Source organism: Vogesella urethralis, from assembly GCF_007644045.2.
Classification (GTDB): Bacteria; Pseudomonadota; Gammaproteobacteria; order Burkholderiales; family Chromobacteriaceae; genus Vogesella; species Vogesella urethralis.
Map to the genome: position 1 here is coordinate 124,294 of NZ_VMDW02000051.1, position 17,411 is coordinate 141,704.

Here is a 17,411-nt window from a genome sequence, read left to right on the forward strand (position 1 = left end):
GACGGCTGCCAGAACGGGCCAACAGGCCTAGACGTCTTCGGTATCCAGCCAGCCTTCGCGGTTACCCACGGTATAGACCTTGTCGGCTGCGTCGATATCGCCAGCGCCCAGCACGGGGGCGGCTTCTACTTGCGGGTAGATCGGCGTGAAATCCGGTGCGGTGGCGTCGAACAGCTGCTGGAAGCTGTCAATGACGAAGTAGGTTTTCTGGAAGGTGTCGATGCGGTAGCGGGTACGCATGATGCGCTGCAGATCGAAACCCACGCGGTTGGGGCTGGCGCTATCTAGGCTGTACACCGACTCCGACTTGCTGGACACGATGCCGGCACCGTAAATGCGCATGCCCTGCGGCGTGTTGATCAGGCCGAACTCCACCGTGTACCAGTACAGGCGCGCCAGCAGCGGCAGGTAGCCCAAGCCCTTGGCCTTCATGCCGCCACGGCCGTAGGCCTGCAGGTAGTCGGCAAACACCGGGTTGGCCAACAGCGGCACGTGGCCGAACAGATCGTGGAACACGTCCGGCTCTTGCAGGTAGTCCAGCTGGTGCGGTTCGCGCAGCCACCAGGTCACCGGGAAGCGGCGGTTGGCCAGGTGCTCGAAAAACACGTCGTCGGGGATCAGGCCCGGCACCGCCACGATCTGCCAGCCGGTGGCAGCAGCCAGCTTTTCGTTCAGGCGGTTGAAATCGGGCACGCGGTCGGCGTCGATAGTCAGCAGTTCCAGGCCTTGCAGAAACTCGTCACAGACGCGGCCCGGCAGCAGCGCGCACTGGCGCTGGTACAGCGTGGCCCAGGTGCGGTGGTCGTCGTCGCTGTAGCGGTCCAGCGGCTGCGGCAGCGTGAAGTCGGCGCCGTGGCTCAGGCCGGCGTTCTTGCGCACCGTGATGTCCGGCACGGTAAAGGTGTTCATCTCCATCATTTTTCTCTTGTGTGTGCGGCAGGTGCCAGTACAACAAGTGTAGAAGCAGCAGCGTGCGCGTTGGCCGCATCATTTGCTTGCCAGCGGCTTTTTTCGCATACTTGCCGCACCAAATCGACGGAAATGCACATTATGCGCAAACTGGAGTTTGACCGCTTTGACTTCCAGATTCTGGAGGCGCTGCAGCGCGACGCACGCGCTACCCACCAGAAGCTGGCGCAGGAGGTGGCGCTGTCGGCGTCGCAGATCGGGCGCCGCATCCAGCGCCTGGAAGAGGCCGGCGTGATCCAGGGCTACCACATCAGCTTGCGCCCGGACCTGCTGAACCTGTCGGTTACCGCCTTTGCCAGCGTCAGCCTGGAGCGGCACGGCGAGGCGTCGATCCGCGAATTTGCCGCCGCCATCGCCAACCTGCCGGAAATCCTGGAGTGCTACGCGGTGGCCGGCGAGGCCGATTACTGGCTGCGCATCGTGGTGGCCGACCTGCCGTCGCTATCGCGCTTCGTGATGAACAAGCTGATGACGCTGCCGCTGGTACGCAGCGTGAAGTCCACGGTGGCGCTGGAGCCGATCAAGCACAGCCAGCGCCTGCCCTTGCAGCAGGCAATGGGCGACTAGGGTTGGCCGCAAGCCGTTGCGGCCAACCTTGCCGGCAAGCAAACCGGCTCAGCGCCGTTTCAGCGCCTGCCACGAGATCAGCACCAGCGCGCTGCCGATCAGCAGCATGCCGGCCGCTTCCGACGGCGACGGCAGCTCGCCCAGAATCAGCCACGCCATGCCCACCGCCACGGCGGGAATGGCCAGAATGCTCAGCCCGGCCATGCCGGCGCTAAGGCGCGACAGCAGCATCATCCACATCAGCCAGCCCAGGCCGCCGGCCAGCACGCCGGAAAACAGCAGCACGCCCAGCAGCGGCCAACCCCATACCGGCTCGCCGCCCGGAAACACCGGCAGCAACACCAGCAAGGGCAGCGTGCCCCACACCATCTGCCAGAAAGTCAGCGCCAGCGTGTCCACCTGGTGCTGCGCGCGTAAACGCTTGGCGATGATGGCCGAGCTGGCCCACACCAAACCGCCGGTGATGGCCAGCAGGTCGGACAGCCAGCTGCCGTGCAGGTCCCACGGTTCCAGGATGGCCAGCAGCCCGGTAAACGCCATCGCCACGCCCAGCCACTGGCTGCGCGCCAGCTTTTCGTGCAGGAACACCCGTGCCAGCAGCAGCGTCCAGAACGGCATGGTGTAACACAGTACCGACACCTTGCCGGCGCCACCGGCCACCAGCGCCAGATTGGTAAACACCACAAAGCCGGCGGTCTGGGTCAGCCCCAGCCAGAAGGTTGGCCGCCACGGCGTGGGGCGAAAGCCTTTGCCGCGCAGCTGCAGGATCACCGCCAGCGTCACGATGGCAAACACGGTACGGAACAGGCCCAGCTGGAAGGCGCTGGCGTAGGCCAGCCCCAGCTTGGTAACAACCCAGTTGGTCCCCCAGAAGAACCACAGGGCCAGCAGCATGGCAGCGCTGGTAACAGGCGAAGCAGAAGCGAACATGGCGGCAAGCAAAGAAAAAGCCGGTGCATGCACCGGCTTGGGGCAAAACGGCAGTATACCTGCTTATGCCGCCAGGTTCTTCGATACGATCTCGTACACGTCTTTCGACAAACCTTCCTTGGCCAGGATGCGCTGCAGCTCACGCGTCATCAGCGCCTGGCGTTGCGGCTCCAGCTTCTGGCGACGGTTGAACAGCGACACGATGCGGCTGGCCACCTGCGGGTTGATGGCGTCCAGCGCCAGCACCTGGTCGGCCAGGAAAGCGTAACCGGAGCCATCGGCGGCGTGGAAGTGCAGCATGTTGCGACCGAAGCTGCCCAGCAAGGCGCGCGCCTTGTTCGGGTTCTTCAGGTTGAACGCCGGGTGCTGCATGGCGGCCTTCACGTGCTCCAGCACGCCGGGCAGCTGGCTGCTGGCCACCAGGCTGAAGAACTTGTCCATCACCAGTGCGTCGCCCTGCCAGCGGCTGGCAAACGACAGGTAGCAGTTCTCGCGCTCGGCCACGTCGCGGTCGCGCAGCGCCAGCATGGCGCCCATCTGGTCGGTCATGTTGTCCGCTTCCAGGCACTGCTTTTCAGCCGCTTCCAGCGGCCAGGCGTCGCTGAGGCGGGTCAGCATCGCCAGCGCCAGGTTCTTCAGGCTGCGGCGGCCGCCGTCGGCCGGCTGGTAACTGCGGGTCTGGTTCAGGTCGTAGGCTTCGTGCCATTCGCCGCGCAGCGCCTGCGCCAGGCCGTTCAGCACGAATTCGCGCACGCTATGGATATGGCCGGGGTCGGCCGCGTCCACCATTTCCAGGATGTCGGCTTCGGACGGCAGGCTCAGCATCAGCGCCTTGAAGGCGGGGTCGGCGGCGTGGTCTTTCAGCACCGCACGCAGCGCCTCGACAAAACCGGCCGGCAGCTGCAACGCACGGCCGGCGGCCTGGTCGGCCAGCAGGCCTTTCAGCAGACGCTCGGCGTAGGCCTGGCCGGCTTCCCAGCGCGCGAAAGCATCGCTGTCGTTGGCCATCAGGAACGATAGTTCGTCGTCGCGCCAGTCGAACTGCAGGCGCACCGGCGCCGAGAAACCGCGCAGCAGCGACGGCACCGGCAGCTCGCCGATATTGACGAAGGTGAAGCTTTGCTCGGCGGCACGCACGTGCAGCACGCGGGTGCCGGCGCCGGCTTCGGCCTCGCCGGCCAGCTGCAGCGGCAGGTCCTGGCCATCGCGGCCCAGCAGGCCCACCGCCAGCGGGATGTGGTACGGCTGCTTGCCGCTCTGGCCCGGGGTGTCGGGGCAACTTTGCTTGACGTGCAGCGTGTAACTGCGCGCCACCGCGTCGTATTCGCCGCTAACCTGCAACAGCGGGGTACCGGCCTGGCTGTACCACAGTGCGAACTGTTCCAGGTCCACGCCGTTGGCGTCGGCCATCGCGGCGCGGAAGTCGTCGCAGGTGACGGCCTGGCCATCGTGGCGCTGGAAGTACAGCTTCATGCCCTTCTGGAAGCCTTCCTCTCCCAGCAGCGTGTGGTACATGCGCACCACTTCGGAACCCTTTTCGTACACCGTCATGGTGTAGAAGTTGTTCATTTCGATGTAGCTGTCGGGGCGAATGGCATGCGAAGTCGGGCCGGCGTCTTCCGGGAACTGCAGCTGGCGCAGCTTTTTCACGTCTTCGATGCGCTTCACCGGGCGGCTGTGCAGATCGGAGCTGAACTCCTGGTCGCGGAATACGGTGAGGCCTTCTTTCAGGCTGAGCTGGAACCAGTCGCGGCAGGTAACGCGGTTGCCGGTCCAGTTATGGAAGTACTCGTGGCCGATGATGGCTTCCACGCGCTCGAAGTCGGCGTCGGTGGCGGTGTCCTGACGCGCCAGTACCGCCGAGGTATTGAAGATGTTGAGGCCCTTGTTCTCCATGGCGCCCATATTGAAGTCGCCCACGGCCACGATCATGTAGATGTCGAGGTCGTACTCCAGGCCAAAGCGGGTTTCGTCCCACTGCATCGAACGCTTCACCGCGCCCATGGCGAACGCCACCTTGTCCTGGTCTGCCGCCACGGTCCAGATTTCCAGCGCCACCTGGCGGCCGCTGGCCGTGGTGTAGCTGTCTTTCTTGGCCACCAGCTTGCCGGCGACCAGCGCGAACAGGTAGGACGGCTTGCGGTACGGGTCCACCCATTTCACCCAGTGGCGCTTCTTGTCGGCCTGGCCTTCGCCCACCTTGTTGCCGTTGGACAGCAGTACCGGGTACTTCTGCTTGTCGGCGATGATGGTGGTGGTGAACTTGGCCATCACGTCCGGACGGTCCGGGTAGTAGGTAATCTTGCGGAAGCCTTCCGGCTCGCACTGGGTGTACAGGTTGCCGCTGGACGCATACAGGCCGTTGAGGCTGGTATTGGCTACCGGGTTGATCTCGGTTTCGATGTCCAGGATGAAGCTGTCCGGCACGTCGGCAATGCGCAGGCCTTCGGCGTGCTGCTGGTAGGCACCGGGCTGCAGCTGGTCACCGTCCAGCACCACCGACAGCAGCGTGGCGCTGCCGTCCAGTTCCAGCACGTTGGCCGCGGTAGAAGCCGGGTTGCGGTGAATCACCATGCGGGCGTGAACGCGGGTCTGGTTGTCGTCCACCACGTCGAAGGTGAGGTCGACCTTGTCCACCAGGTAGGCGGGCGGCAGGTAATCTTTGCGGTATTTAACCTGCGGTTGTTGTTGGCTCATGAACGGGCATCCTAAGTAGGCTTGCAAGGCGGGTCGGCCACGGCCGCCCGCTTGTTGTTATCAACGCTAAGCGTCCCTGGTTATGATTTGATCCAGCCGCCAGCGCCTGCGGGCAGGCAGAGGCGGCAGGTATCGGCCACGGTGCCCTGCAGCTTCACCTTGAAGCTGAGCAGCTCGTCGCGGCGGAAAGCATGGATTTTCACGCTGTCGCCAACCTTGTGGCGCGCCAGCGCTTTATCAAGGTCGACCGCCTTCAGGCCCTCGATGGCGACGATCACGTCACCCGCGGACAGGCCGGCAGCCTGCGCGGCGCCGCCATCCAGTACCTGGGCCAGGCGCACGCCCTGCGCATCGGCAGCGGCCTTCACGCCCAAGGTTGGCCGCGACGGGGCCGGCTGGATGCTGTCCACCACGCTGCCACTGTCGGCGGCGCTCTCCGACGGCACCATCTGCAGGCTGACACCCTGGGTGGCCAGCAGTTCAGCCAGCGGCAGGTCTTGCGTGCTGCGGATGGCTTTATCGAAGAACTTGCGCAGCTTGAGGCCGGTGGCCTGCTCGGCTACCTGTTCCCACTCGCCTTCGGCCAGGCCCTGGCCGTCGGCCAGCCACTTCTGCCACAACGCCAGCATCACGGTGTCCAGGCTCTTGGCGCCGCCGGTTTCGTGGCGGATGTGCAGGTCCAGCGCCAGCGCGGCCAGCGAGCCTTTGGTGTAGTAGCTGACAATGCTGTTGGGGCTGTTTTCGTCCTGGCGGTAGTACTTGGTCCAGGCGTCGAAGCTGGAATCAGCCAGCGTCTGCTTGGTACGGCCGTTGCCGCGCAGCACGCCGGTGATGGTTTTGGCCAGCAGGCCGAGGTAGCGCTTGTCGTCGATCAGGCCGCTGCGCACCAGGGCCAGGTCGTCGTAGTAGGAGGTAATGCCCTCGAACGCCCACAGCAGCGTGGTGTGGCCTTCGCGGTTCAGGTCGTACGGGGTGAACACCGCCGGCTTCATGCGCTTGACGTTCCAGCTGTGGAAGTACTCGTGGCTGATCAAGCCCAACAGGCGCAGGTAGCCGTCGCCGATCTCGCCGTCGGCCAGGCCGGGTGCCGGCAGGTCGTCACGGTTGGCCACCAGCGCGGTGGAGGCACGGTGCTCCAGGCCGCCGTAGATGTCGGCGCCGACAAACAGCATGAAGACGTAGCGGTCGAACGGGGCCGGTTCGCCAAAGAAGCGGATCTGCCATTCGCAGATGCGCTGGGTGTCGGCGGCCAGGCGTTTGAGGTCGGCACGGTAGCGGCCGGATACCACGAACTCGTGCGGCACGCCGCAGGCAGTAAAGCGCACGCGTTCGAACTCGCCCAGCTCCACCGGGTGGTCGATCAGCTCGTCGTAGTTGGCCGCACGGTAGCGGCCGAAGCCGGTTTTCTTGTGCGTATCGACAGCGGCCAGGCTGGTGGCCACTTGCCAGCGGTCGTAGGCCTTGCCGGCCGGCGGCTGGATGTCGACTTCGCAGGCGTCGCTTTCAAAACCGTCGGCAGCCAGGAACACGCTGGTGCCATTGTAAAAGCCGCGCTGTGCGTCTAGGTAGGCGCCGCGTACCGACAGGTCGAAGGCGTACACCTGATAGCGGATGGTCAGCTCGCCCTTTACCGGCGCCGCCTGCCAGCTGTGCTTGTCCAGTTTGCTGATGGCCACCGCTTTTTTGCCGGCAAAGGCCTCGATCTGCACGATGTGGCGCGAAAATTCGCGAATCATGTAGCTGCCCGGAATCCACGCCGGCAGGCGCAGTACCTGGCCGGCGGCCGCGGGGCGGGCCACGGTCATCTCGATATCGAACAGGTGGGCGTGCGGATCAAGCGGGACAATGCGATAACGGACAGAAGTAGACATGTTGCAGAACCGATCTGTAGCAGAAAGATGCTGGATTCTAGCACCGCCAAGCGCAGGCTGCCCCTGACCTTCCGGCTTGATCTTCATCAATAGCGTCTTGACCGATGACAATATAATCCGTAGCTGTCAAAGGGCAAAAAAGGCCGAAAATACCAATATCGACGGGGCAATGATGCAGCATGACGCCCTGCCTGACTGGTGGCTGTTGTCCGAATTGATTAGAATAGTCTGTTGAATAAGCGGGTGTAATAAGGCAGTGACAGCTAAAGGCGCCGGCAGGCTCCCCGCGGTCACGACACGCAGCCCCACGTACCCGGATTTGATGCGCTGATCTCCAAGCTGGGGACGGACGCAGGAAAATCAAGACATCACGTTTTACACGTTCTAGTTCGCAACCTTGGAGAAAACCTAAATGGATACGCAATCCACTTATAACTATAAGGTGGTGCGCCAGTTCTCGATAATGACCGTAGTCTGGGGCATTGTCGGGATGCTGGTGGGCGTCATTATTGCGGCCCAGCTGGTGTGGCCGGAGCTCAATTTTGGGCCCTGGTTCCACTACGGCCGCCTGCGCCCGCTGCACACCAACGCCGTCATCTTTGCTTTTGGTGGCTGCGCCCTGTTTGCGACGTCCTACTACGTCGTACAACGTACCTGTAACGTCCGCCTGATTTCCGACAAGCTGGCTGCGTTCACCTTCTGGGGCTGGCAACTGGTCATCGTACTGGCCGCCATCACCCTGCCGCTGGGCATTACCGCCGGTAAGGAATACGCCGAGCTGGAATGGCCGATCGACATCCTGATCACCATCATCTGGGTCGTATACGCCATCGTGTTCTTCGGCACCCTGGCCATCCGCAAGGTAAAACACATCTACGTGGCCAACTGGTTCTACGGCGCCTTCATCCTGGCCGTGGCCCTGCTGCACGTGGTGAACAGCCTGGCGATCCCGGTATCGCTGACCAAGTCCTACTCCATCTACGCCGGCGCGGTAGACGCGATGGTGCAATGGTGGTACGGCCACAACGCCGTAGGCTTCTTCCTGACCGCTGCCTTCCTGGGCATGATGTACTACTTCGTACCGAAGCAGGCTGGCCGTCCGGTTTACTCCTACCGTCTGTCCGTGGTTCACTTCTGGGCGCTGATCTTCACCTACATGTGGGCTGGTCCTCACCACCTGCACTACACCGCCCTGCCTGACTGGACCCAGTCGCTGGGTATGGCGTTCTCGCTGGTACTGCTGGCACCGAGCTGGGGCGGCATGATCAACGGCATCATGACCCTGTCCGGCGCATGGCACAAACTGCGCAACGACCCGGTACTGAAGTTCCTGGTGGTGTCCCTGTCGTTCTACGGCATGTCCACCTTCGAAGGCCCGATGATGTCCATCAAGACCGTTAACGCCCTGTCGCACTACACCGACTGGACCGTTGGCCACGTGCACTCCGGTGCTCTGGGCTGGGTTGCCTTCATCTCCATCGGTTCCATGTACTACCTGCTGCCGCGCCTGTTCGGCCGTGACAGCATGCACAGCGTGAAACTGATCGAAGCCCACTTCTGGCTGGCTACCGTTGGCGTGGTGCTGTACATCGCCTCGCTGTGGATTGCCGGTGTGATGCAAGGCCTGATGTGGCGTGCACTGAACCCGGATGGCACCCTGACCTACTCCTTCGTGGAAGCGGTTAAAGCGTCCTACCCGTATCTGTTCGTCCGCTTCCTGGGTGGTTTCCTGTTCCTGACTGGCATGCTGCTGATGGCGTACAACACCTTCCGCACCGTTGCCGCCGGCCGTCCGGTTGACGCCAAGATCCCGGCTGTCACCGCGCACGCTCACTAAGGTTGCCAAGGAAACATCATGGAAAAGATCCAGAAACTGATTGAAGAAAACGTCGCATACCTGATCGTGCTGACCCTGCTGGTTATCAGCGTGGCCGCCCTGATCGAGATCGTGCCGCTGATGTTCCAGAAGTCCACTACCCAGCCGGTAGCCGGTGTGAAGCCTTACACCGCGCTGCAGCTGACCGGTCGTGACATCTACATCCGCGAAGGCTGCTACACCTGCCATTCGCAGATGATCCGTCCGTTCCGCGCCGAAACCGAACGTTACGGCCACTACTCGGTTGCTGGTGAGTCGGTATACGACCACCCGTTCCAGTGGGGCTCCAAGCGTACCGGCCCGGACCTGGCTCGTGTAGGCGGCCGCTATTCCGACGAATGGCACCGTGTTCACCTGATCAACCCGCGTGATGTGGTACCGGAGTCCAACATGCCTGCCTTCCCGTGGCTGGCACGTAACCTGGCCGACGCAGACGGTGTTGCCGCCAAGATGACTGCCCTCACCAAGGTAGGTGTACCGTACACCGCCAAGGAAATCGCCGAGGCGAAAGCCCAGGTGGAAGGCAAGTCCGAACTGGACGCGCTGATCGCTTACCTGCAGGGCCTTGGCCTTGCGCTGAAGAACGCGCGTTAAGCCATGGACTGGACCAATCTGGGGCGCATCCTGTTCACGGTATTCTGCTTTACCGTGTTTATCGTGATTGCACTGGGTGCCTTCGGTAAAAAAGCCAAGAAGCGTTACGACGAAGCGGCCAACCTTGTTCTGGACGAGGATGATCTGCCGCCTTCCGGTAACGCTTCCAACGGAGCGAAGCAATGAGTGATTTTGTTAGTGGTTTCTGGGGCGTATATATCGCCGTGGTGGTGATTGTGGGCCTGGTAGGCTTGACCTATCTGCTGTTCTCGCAATCGAAAACCACCGTCAAGAAGGGTGAGGAAGTACAAATCACCGGTCACATCTGGGATGACGACCTGGCCGAGTACAACAACCCGCTGCCGCGCTGGTGGATGCTGATGTTCTACCTGACGCTGCTGTTTGCTGCCGTCTATCTGGTACTGTACCCGGGTCTGGGTACCTGGAAAGGCATTCGTGGCTGGACTTCCGTTGGCCAGTACAAGGAAGAAAAAGTTGCTGCCGAAGCCAAATACCAGCCGCTGTACGACAAGTACCTGAAACAGGACATCAAGGCCGTTGCTGCCGACCCGGAAGCACAGGCCATGGGCAAACGCCTGTTCCAGACCTACTGTGTGCAGTGCCACGGTTCTGATGCACGCGGCGCCAAGGGCTTCCCGAACCTGACCGACAGCGACTGGTTGTACGGTGGTGATCCGAAAACCATCCACACCACCATCGCTGCTGGCCGTATTGGCCAAATGCCAGCGTTTGGTGCCGCCTTCGGTGAAGAAAAAGTGAAGGACGTAGCCAACTACGCCATGTCGCTGTCCGGCAAGAAGCATGACGCCGAACGCGCAGCGCGCGGCAAGGAAACCTTCACTGCCGTGTGTGCAGCTTGCCACGGCCCGGACGGCAAGGGTAACCAGGCTATCGGCGCACCGAACCTGACCGATAACGTGTGGCTGTATGGTGGTACCGAAAAGACCATCATCGAAACCGTTACTAACGGCCGCAACAACCAGATGCCGGCCTGGAAAGACTTCCTCGGTGACGGCAAGGTTCACCTGCTGACCGCTTACGTTTACGGCCTGACCAACAACGCCAAAGCCCAGTAATTGATCCTGCTCAATACTGCCCGCGCAAGCGGGCAGTATCTTTTGTGCCTACATTTTATTTGTTTGTGAATTGTATTAGCATGCGGTGTGCTTCATAAAGCCCATAGAATGGTGCTGTGGGCTTTATGAAGCGTTCTAAAAGGAAAGCCAGATGAGCGACAAGCTTAAAGACATCGGGGTCAAGGTGGAAAAACCGGCCACCGAAACCGTTTCACTGTACGCCGCGCGCAAGAAAATCTACCCGCGCAGCGTGAAAGGCCTGTTCGCCAACTGGCGTATCCTGTTCGTGCTGGCCACCCAGCTGGTGTACTACGCCACGCCGTGGCTGCAATGGAACGGCCGCCAGGCGGTACTGTTCGACCTGGTAAACCGCAAGTTCTACCTGTTCGGCCTCACCATCCTGCCGCAGGATTTCGTCTACCTAGCTGCGCTGCTGATGTGCTGTGCCTTCGGCCTGTTCACCTGGACCACCATCGCCGGCCGCCTGTGGTGCGGCTACGCCTGTCCGCAAACGGTGTACACCGAGATCATGCTGTGGATCGAAGAAAAGATCGAAGGCGACCGCAACAAGCGCATCAAGCTGGACAAAGAACCGTGGAGCCTGCGCAAGCTGAGCATCAAGAGCAGCTCACACGGTGTGATGATCCTGTTCTCGCTGTGGACCGGCTTTACGCTGGTGGGCTACTTCACCCCCATCCACGACCTGATCGCCGCCATGCCCACCTTCAGCTACGGGCCATGGGAAACGTTCTGGATGTTCTTCTACGCCGGCTTCACCTACCTGCTGGCCGCCCACATGCGCGAGCAGGTGTGCATGTACATGTGCCCGTACGCCCGCTTCCAGAGCGCCATGTTCGATGAAGACACGCTGATCATCTCCTACGACGAGAAACGCGGCGAACCGCGCGGCGCACGCAAGAAAGGCCAGGAGCAAGCCAACCTGGGCGACTGCATCAACTGCGGCATCTGCGTGCAAGTGTGCCCGACCGGCATCGACATCCGTAACGGCCTGCAGTACGAGTGCATCGGCTGTGCCGCCTGTATTGATGCCTGCGACGAAGTGATGACCAAGATCGGCAGCCCGAAAGGCCTGATCCGCTACACCACCGAAGCCGCGCTGGAAGGCAAATACCCGGAAAGCGCCATTGCCTCGCGTCTGAAACGGCCACGCGTGGTGATGTACACACTGGTATTGGCCGTCATTTTCATTGCCGCCATTACCTCGCTGGCCATGCGCAAACCGTTCAAGGTGGATATCATTCGGGATCGCGCGTCGCTGGTACGCGAAACCGACGAAGGCCTGCTGGAAAACACCTACAGCCTGCGTATCATGAACGTGTCGGAACAAGCACAAACCTTCCGCATCAAAGTGGAAGGCCTTGACGGCATCAAGCTGGTCAGTGAAAAACCGACCTACCGCGTCGAGGGCATGAGTAACGAGCTGATCACTGTCCGCGCACTGGCAGCACCCGAGGTTGCCACCAAAGGCAGCCACGAGATTCACTTCACCATCGAATCCCTCGGCGACCAGATCAGCGTGGAAGAAAAATCCAGCTTTATCGGGGAATAAGGCATGCAAAACAAGACAGGGGCCGAGCGCCCCTGGTACAAGGACCGCTGGCCATGGCTGCTCATGGCTGGCCCGGCGCTGGCAGTGATTGCCGGCGTCATTACGTTCCGTATCGCAGTAGTTACCGCAGACGATATGGTGACCGACGACTACTACAAGCGCGGCAAGGACATCAACCTGGAGCTCACCCGCGACAAGGCTGCCGTCACCATGGGCATTGATGCCCAGGCCATGTTCAGCGACGATCACCAGTCAGTGCGCATCCTCACCACCAGCAAGACCCCGCTGCAAGGCGACCTGGTGTTGAGCCTGCTGCACCCTACCCGCCAGCAGGACGATCAGCGCATCGCGCTGCAACGTCAGGGTGACAACCTGTACCAGGCCCGTATCAACCCGGGTAACGCCAAACACTGGTACATCCGCCTGGAAGACAAGGCCGGCACCTGGCGCCTGCAGGGCGAATGGCGCCCGGGTGAAAGCGATATGGTGGAACTGGGCAACCCCAAACTGGAGCCGGCAGAACAATGAGCCAACTGAATCGCCGTCATCTGTTGCTGGGCCTGGCCGCCGGTTCGCTGGCCGCCTGCGCCACCCGCCCCAGCCTGGGCTACGTCAACGGCAATGCCTTCTATCTGGAACGCATCGCCTACCCGCGCGACAAGACCCTGCTGCGCGTTCGTCTGCTGGACGTCACCAGTGGCGCGCCGGCGGTACTGGCCGAGCAGACGCTGGAAAAAGTCGGCACCCCCATCGCCTTCTCGCTGTGCTACGACCAAGCGGCCGTCAAGCCCGGTCGCCAGTACGCAGTCGATGCCCGCCTGTTTGTCGATGGCGAACTGCGCATGCAGGCCGCCGAGCCGGTAGCCAACCTGGCCAACAAGCTGGACATGCGGCTGGTGATGGTCGGTCAGTAAACCTGCCCAGCCGTCGCCCAAAGGCAGCCATATGGCTGCCTTTTTCATTGCCACGGCCAGTACAAGGTTGGCCGCAAGCCGCCCTGCCAGCTTCACCCCACTCGGTACACCGCACCCAGCCGGCAGCACAGCGCTGCCAGCAAAGACAATACTGCCGCCGCCAGCATCAGCTGCGTCAGCGGCCAACTACCGGCCAGCGCCCCGGACAGCCACAACGTCAACGGCATCAGCAGCTTGAACAGCGAACCGGTAATGCCCGACACGCGGCCGATCAGCGCCAGCGGCGTGCTTTCCTGCCGGTAGCTCCACACGCAGACATTGCCGCACACCACCACAAAGCTGCTGGCCAGCATCACCAGCCCCAGCAGCCACACCTGCTGCAGCGTGGCCAGCGCCAGCATGCCCAGCCCTTCCAGCGCAAATGCCAGCATCACCACCCGGCCCAGGCCCAGCCGCTGCCGCAGCCACGTTACGCTGAAACCGGCGGCAATGCCCCCGACGCCGGCCACGCCGTACAGCACGCCCAGCTGCGCCGGGCTCAGCCCCAGGCTGTCGCGCAGGCGGAACAGCAGCAACACCTCGGCCATGCCGCTGGCACCGTTGGCCAGCACCACCGCCCACGCCAGCTGCCACAGCGGGCGGTTGGCACGCAGCGCCGCCCAGCCGGCGGCCAACTCGGTGGCAAAGTGGCGCTCGCCAGCAGCCTGCGGCGGCAAGGCCGGTACTCGCAGCAAGGCCAGCGACGACAGCACGAACAGCAGCGCCGGCAGCCACAGGCCCCACGCCAGCGAGGCAAAGGCAATCAGCAGGCCGGACAGCATCGGCCCGGTGACGGCAAACAGGTTGAACAGCGTATTCAGGTAGCTGGTGGCCGGCATCAGCAAGGCCTGCGGCACGCTGTGCTTCACCAGGCCAAAACGGCAGATGGCGGTAATGTAATTGCACAGCATCATCACGAAAGCCAGAGGATAAAAGCCCCACAGCGGCAGCCAGCCCTGAGCCAGCAAGCTACCGGCCAGCCCCAGCAGCAGCGCCATCACCAACAGGCTGCGCTGCGCCCAGCGCCGGCGGCAGACGCGGTCTACCCACACACCGATGAACAGCGCCAGCAGCAGGTTGGGCAGAAACTCCACCGCGCGCAGCTGGCTCATCGCGTTCAGCGAATGCGTCAGCTCGTACAAGATCAGCGGCAAGGCCAGCTGATAGATCTGGCTGCCCAGCGCCAGAAACAGGGTGCTGGCAAACAGCCCCACAAATACCGGCTGCTGCCACAGCCCCCCGCCCTGCCCTGCTTGTTGCATGCTGCGCTCCTGATGATCGATATGGCTGGACAGCATGCCGGCAAAAAGCGGAAGCTAAACAGGAGACAAATCTGCAAGGCGTTCCGCTTTTATGCACAAAGCCCGTCAGTACTACCAGCGCCTGTACCACGCCCGCCACGGCCAGAGCGGCCCGGCGCGGCTGGAACAGGTGGCCGAGCAGCTATGCTGCAGCCCGCGCCATGCCCGTGCCGTGCTGGCCACGCTGGCCGCGCACGGCTGGCTGCAATGGCAGGCCGGGCGCGGCCGCGGCCAACTATCGCAGCTGCAATTCCACACCCACCCGGCCACGCTGGAGGCCGACGCGCTGCAGCAACACCTGGCGCGCGGCGACATCGAAAGCGCCATGCAGCAGCTCACCCCCGCCAGCCGGCAACGGCTGGGCGAGCTGCTGCCTGCCTACCTGGGCGTGCAGCCGGGCAGCGAGCAGCGGCTGCGCATCCCGTTTTACCGGCCGCTGCACAGCCTGGACCCGGTGCAGATCAACCGCCGCACCGAGTGCCACCTGATCCGCCAGCTGTTCGATGGCCTGACCTGCTACCAACGCGACAGCGGCCGCATCGGCCCGGCGCTGGCCCACCACTGGCAGCACGACGCCAGCCTGCAGCAATGGCGCTTCGTACTGCGCCCCGGCGTGCTGTTCCACCACGGCCGCCCGCTGGAAGGCGAAGACGTACGCCAGACGCTGTACCGCCTGCGCGACGAGCCCGGCCCGTTCCAGCGCCTGTTCGCCCATGTGCAGTCGGTGCAGCTGCCCGCGCCGCGTGAAGTGCAGATCACGCTGTCGCAGCCGGACGCGCTGCTGCCGCACCGGCTGGCCGACCATTGCGCGGTGATCCTGCCGCGCGAACGTTGGCCGCAAGCCGACTTTGGCCGCCTGCCCAGCGGCACCGGCCCGTTCCGCCTCAGCATCAACAACGCCCACCGCGCCACGCTGCGCGCCTTCGAGCGTTACTGGCAGGCGCGGCCGCTGCTGGACGAAGTGGACATCTGGGTGGTGAACGACGCGGCCACCCGCGCCCGGCTGGACGTGCGGCTGGGCTACCACGGCGCTACCCCGCCGCAAGGGCAGTACACGCTACAGGCTGAGCCGGGTTGCAGCTATGTGTGCGCCAACCCGGCCACGCTGGACGCCAGCCAGCGCGCCGCCCTCGCCGCCTGGCTGCACCCGGCGCAGTGGCCGGCCGACCTGGGCGGCCAACGTGCGCTGGGCATGCTGGCGCAATGGCAGCACTGGCCGGCACCGCAGGCGGCAGCGCGCCCGGCACTGCCGCCACGCTTGCGGCTGGTCACCTACAAGCTGGCCACCCACATCGGGCTGGCCGAGCACGTGTGCGCCCGGCTGGCCGCCGCTGGCTGCCAGCTCTCGCTGCAGGTGCTGGACTTTCCCGAGTTTGCGGCCAACCACTGGCGCCACAGCGCCGACCTGATGCTGACCGGAGAGGTGCTGGGCGACGACCTCGACTACAGCTGCTACCAATGGCTGGCCGGCGCATCCGGCTTTCACCCCTGGCTTAGCGACGCCACCCGCCACGCGCTGCAAACGTGGGTTGGCCGCAGCCAGGCCGAGCCAGACAGCGCCACCCGCTGGCAACACTACGCTGCCGCCGCCAGCCTGCTGGTGCGCGAGCACGCGCTGATCCCGCTGCAGCACAGCACCATGCGGCTGGAGTTCGACCCGCAGCTGCGCGGCATTGCGCTGTCGCAATGCGGCTGGATGGACTTCCGCCAGCTGTGGTTCGACAGCGCGGTGTGAGGCCGTCAGGCGGCTGCAAGCTGGCGGCGCCGGCAAAGCACAAGGGCAAGCCTGCGGCTTGCCCTTGCTGTTATCCATGCGGCCAAGCTTTGCCGCCAGCCACCTGCACTACGCGGCAGGCGGCGCCGGCCACAGGCAATGCGGGCCGATGTCGGCCAGCGTGCGGCAGCCGGTCAGCGCCATGGTCACCTCCAGCTCTTCGTGCAGCGTGCGCAGCAAGTGGGCCACGCCCAGCGCGCCGGCCACTGCCAGCGCGTGGATAAACGGACGGCCGATCAGCACCGCGCTGGCGCCCAGCGCCAAGGCCTTGAACACGTCGCTGCCGCGGCGGATACCCCCGTCCAGTAGCAGCGGCACGCGGCCCTGCACCACGGCGGCGATAGCGGGCAGTGCGTCCAGCGCAGCCGGTACCGTGTCCAGCACCCGGCCACCGTGGTTGGACACCACCAGGCCGTCCACGCCGTGCTGCAACGCCAGTTCGGCGTCGTGCGGCGACAGGATGCCTTTCAGCACAATCGGCAAGCGGGTCTGGCTGCGCAGCCAGGCGATGTCGGCCCAGCGCGGCGCGATGGCCATCATGCCGTCGAACACCGCGCTCTGCCCGGCAGCCAGCACTGGCTGGTAAGGCGCCATGCCGGCCAGGTTCACTGCCGCCACGCCGTCGGGCAGCGCAAAGCCGGCGCGCTGCTCGGCGTTGCGTACGCCGGCCAGCGGCGCATCCACCGTCAACACCAGCGCGCGATAGCCGGCGGCTTCGGCGCGCTGCACCAGCTGCGCCACCACGGCGCGGTCGTGCTGCCAGTACAGCTGGAACCACAGCGGCGACGGTGCGGCGGCGGCAATCTCTTCCAGCGGCGTGCTGGCCAGCGTGCTCACCAGCATGCTGCTGCCCATCACGCTGGCGGCGTAGGCGGCGCTGCGCTCGGCGTCGGGGTGTACCAGTTTCTGGTAAGCCACCGGTGCCAGCAAAATCGGCATGGCCAGGTCCAGCCCCGGCAAGCGGCAACGGCTGTGGCCGCCCTGTACGTCGGCCAGTACGCGGGGGTGCAGGCGGTGGCGGGCAAAGGCCTGCAGGTTGGCCGCATGGCTCAGCTCGTCGGCGGCGGCGCTATCGATATAGGCGCGGGCGTTGGCCGACATCATGCGCTGGGCGTAGCGCTGGTAGTCGGCGGCGGACACCAGGTCGGCGGGAATATGGTCCAGATGCGGGGTCATGGCAGGGCTGCGGCGGGCAAAGCGCCACCCTACCCC

Annotated in this window: 15 protein-coding genes; 9 read left to right on the plus strand and 6 right to left on the minus strand. The window is 63.9% G+C overall.

Translation table 11 applies throughout. The features are described from left to right. Positions 1–27 precede the first annotated feature (27 nt). Positions 28–918 carry a phenylalanine 4-monooxygenase gene (phhA, locus tag FLQ03_RS03060; RefSeq protein ID WP_144371919.1) on the minus strand — a complete coding sequence of 297 codons (891 nt, stop codon included), beginning with the start codon at positions 916–918 and terminating at the stop codon, positions 28–30. 132 nt (positions 919–1,050) lie between these two features. On the opposite strand from phhA, the gene FLQ03_RS03065 reads away from it, so the two are divergent. Continuing rightward, on the plus strand, positions 1,051–1,536 hold the full coding sequence (locus tag FLQ03_RS03065) for an Lrp/AsnC family transcriptional regulator (RefSeq protein ID WP_038296625.1): 486 nt from the start codon (positions 1,051–1,053) through the stop codon (positions 1,534–1,536). Between the two features lie 48 nt (positions 1,537–1,584). Here the strand turns inward: FLQ03_RS03065 and FLQ03_RS03070 are convergent, their stop codons facing one another. The 3 genes from FLQ03_RS03070 to FLQ03_RS03080 all read right to left on the minus strand — a co-directional run bounded on the left by FLQ03_RS03070 (position 1,585) and on the right by FLQ03_RS03080 (position 7,034). Beyond that, positions 1,585–2,466: a DMT family transporter gene (locus tag FLQ03_RS03070; protein ID WP_144371920.1), complete on the minus strand. Its 882-nt coding sequence runs from the start codon at positions 2,464–2,466 to the stop codon at positions 1,585–1,587. A gap of 63 nt (positions 2,467–2,529) precedes the next feature. Further along, positions 2,530–5,163, minus strand: a complete 2,634-nt coding sequence (gene pepN / locus FLQ03_RS03075) for an aminopeptidase N (protein ID WP_144371921.1) — start codon at positions 5,161–5,163, stop codon at positions 2,530–2,532. Positions 5,164–5,243: 80 nt separating this feature from the next. Continuing rightward, positions 5,244–7,034, minus strand: coding sequence for a M61 family metallopeptidase (locus FLQ03_RS03080; protein WP_144371922.1), 1,791 nt, complete (start codon positions 7,032–7,034; stop codon positions 5,244–5,246). A gap of 412 nt (positions 7,035–7,446) precedes the next feature. On the opposite strand from FLQ03_RS03080, the gene ccoN reads away from it, so the two are divergent. The 7 genes from ccoN (at position 7,447) to FLQ03_RS03115 (ending at position 13,085) form a co-directional block, all read left to right on the plus strand. Then, the gene (gene ccoN / locus FLQ03_RS03085) at positions 7,447–8,871 is read left to right on the plus strand and encodes a cytochrome-c oxidase, cbb3-type subunit I (protein WP_144371923.1); all 1,425 of its coding nucleotides are present in this window, start codon (positions 7,447–7,449) and stop codon (positions 8,869–8,871) included. An 18-nt stretch (positions 8,872–8,889) separates the two neighbouring features. Continuing rightward, positions 8,890–9,504 (plus strand): cytochrome-c oxidase, cbb3-type subunit II, encoded by a 615-nt coding sequence (gene ccoO / locus FLQ03_RS03090; RefSeq protein WP_144371924.1) that lies wholly within the window; start codon positions 8,890–8,892, stop codon positions 9,502–9,504. A gap of 3 nt (positions 9,505–9,507) precedes the next feature. Further along, entirely contained in the window at positions 9,508–9,690 is a 183-nt protein-coding gene (locus tag FLQ03_RS03095) for a cbb3-type cytochrome oxidase subunit 3 (protein ID WP_144371925.1), read from the plus strand. Continuing rightward, on the plus strand, positions 9,687–10,601 hold the full coding sequence (gene ccoP, locus FLQ03_RS03100; protein ID WP_144371926.1) for a cytochrome-c oxidase, cbb3-type subunit III: 915 nt from the start codon (positions 9,687–9,689) through the stop codon (positions 10,599–10,601). The genes FLQ03_RS03095 and ccoP overlap by 4 nt, the downstream gene beginning before the upstream one ends. Before the next feature lie 151 nt (positions 10,602–10,752). Then, positions 10,753–12,171: a cytochrome c oxidase accessory protein CcoG gene (gene ccoG, locus FLQ03_RS03105; RefSeq protein WP_144371927.1), complete on the plus strand. Its 1,419-nt coding sequence runs from the start codon at positions 10,753–10,755 to the stop codon at positions 12,169–12,171. Between the two features lie 3 nt (positions 12,172–12,174). Then, on the plus strand, positions 12,175–12,699 hold the full coding sequence (locus tag FLQ03_RS03110; protein WP_144371928.1) for a FixH family protein: 525 nt from the start codon (positions 12,175–12,177) through the stop codon (positions 12,697–12,699). After that, entirely contained in the window at positions 12,696–13,085 is a 390-nt protein-coding gene (locus FLQ03_RS03115) for a YbaY family lipoprotein (RefSeq protein WP_144371929.1), read from the plus strand. The genes FLQ03_RS03110 and FLQ03_RS03115 overlap by 4 nt, the downstream gene beginning before the upstream one ends. Positions 13,086–13,177: 92 nt before the next feature. Here the strand turns inward: FLQ03_RS03115 and FLQ03_RS03120 are convergent, their stop codons facing one another. Beyond that, the gene (locus FLQ03_RS03120; protein ID WP_144371930.1) at positions 13,178–14,386 is read right to left on the minus strand and encodes an MFS transporter; all 1,209 of its coding nucleotides are present in this window, start codon (positions 14,384–14,386) and stop codon (positions 13,178–13,180) included. 91 nt (positions 14,387–14,477) lie between these two features. On the opposite strand from FLQ03_RS03120, the gene FLQ03_RS03125 reads away from it, so the two are divergent. After that, on the plus strand, positions 14,478–16,160 hold the full coding sequence (locus tag FLQ03_RS03125) for an ABC transporter substrate-binding protein (RefSeq protein WP_144371932.1): 1,683 nt from the start codon (positions 14,478–14,480) through the stop codon (positions 16,158–16,160). 108 nt (positions 16,161–16,268) lie between these two features. Here FLQ03_RS03125 and FLQ03_RS03130 read toward each other — a convergent pair whose 3' ends face one another. Beyond that, positions 16,269–17,375 carry an alpha-hydroxy acid oxidase gene (locus FLQ03_RS03130; protein WP_144371933.1) on the minus strand — a complete coding sequence of 369 codons (1,107 nt, stop codon included), beginning with the start codon at positions 17,373–17,375 and terminating at the stop codon, positions 16,269–16,271. Between the last annotated feature and the right edge of the window lie 36 nt (positions 17,376–17,411).

What these genes read in the sequence shown, in the direction of transcription:
- phhA (WP_144371919.1), bottom strand. Translation starts at nt 918, where the DNA reads ATGATGGAGATGAACACCTTTACCGTGCCGGACATCACGGTGCGCAAG.
- FLQ03_RS03065 (WP_038296625.1), top strand. Translation starts at nt 1,051, where the DNA reads ATGCGCAAACTGGAGTTTGACCGCTTTGACTTCCAGATTCTGGAGGCG.
- FLQ03_RS03070 (WP_144371920.1), bottom strand. Translation starts at nt 2,466, where the DNA reads ATGTTCGCTTCTGCTTCGCCTGTTACCAGCGCTGCCATGCTGCTGGCC.
- pepN (WP_144371921.1), bottom strand. Translation starts at nt 5,163, where the DNA reads ATGAGCCAACAACAACCGCAGGTTAAATACCGCAAAGATTACCTGCCG.
- FLQ03_RS03080 (WP_144371922.1), bottom strand. Translation starts at nt 7,034, where the DNA reads ATGTCTACTTCTGTCCGTTATCGCATTGTCCCGCTTGATCCGCACGCC.
- ccoN (WP_144371923.1), top strand. Translation starts at nt 7,447, where the DNA reads ATGGATACGCAATCCACTTATAACTATAAGGTGGTGCGCCAGTTCTCG.
- ccoO (WP_144371924.1), top strand. Translation starts at nt 8,890, where the DNA reads ATGGAAAAGATCCAGAAACTGATTGAAGAAAACGTCGCATACCTGATC.
- FLQ03_RS03095 (WP_144371925.1), top strand. Translation starts at nt 9,508, where the DNA reads ATGGACTGGACCAATCTGGGGCGCATCCTGTTCACGGTATTCTGCTTT.
- ccoP (WP_144371926.1), top strand. Translation starts at nt 9,687, where the DNA reads ATGAGTGATTTTGTTAGTGGTTTCTGGGGCGTATATATCGCCGTGGTG.
- ccoG (WP_144371927.1), top strand. Translation starts at nt 10,753, where the DNA reads ATGAGCGACAAGCTTAAAGACATCGGGGTCAAGGTGGAAAAACCGGCC.
- FLQ03_RS03110 (WP_144371928.1), top strand. Translation starts at nt 12,175, where the DNA reads ATGCAAAACAAGACAGGGGCCGAGCGCCCCTGGTACAAGGACCGCTGG.
- FLQ03_RS03115 (WP_144371929.1), top strand. Translation starts at nt 12,696, where the DNA reads ATGAGCCAACTGAATCGCCGTCATCTGTTGCTGGGCCTGGCCGCCGGT.
- FLQ03_RS03120 (WP_144371930.1), bottom strand. Translation starts at nt 14,386, where the DNA reads ATGCAACAAGCAGGGCAGGGCGGGGGGCTGTGGCAGCAGCCGGTATTT.
- FLQ03_RS03125 (WP_144371932.1), top strand. Translation starts at nt 14,478, where the DNA reads ATGCACAAAGCCCGTCAGTACTACCAGCGCCTGTACCACGCCCGCCAC.
- FLQ03_RS03130 (WP_144371933.1), bottom strand. Translation starts at nt 17,375, where the DNA reads ATGACCCCGCATCTGGACCATATTCCCGCCGACCTGGTGTCCGCCGCC.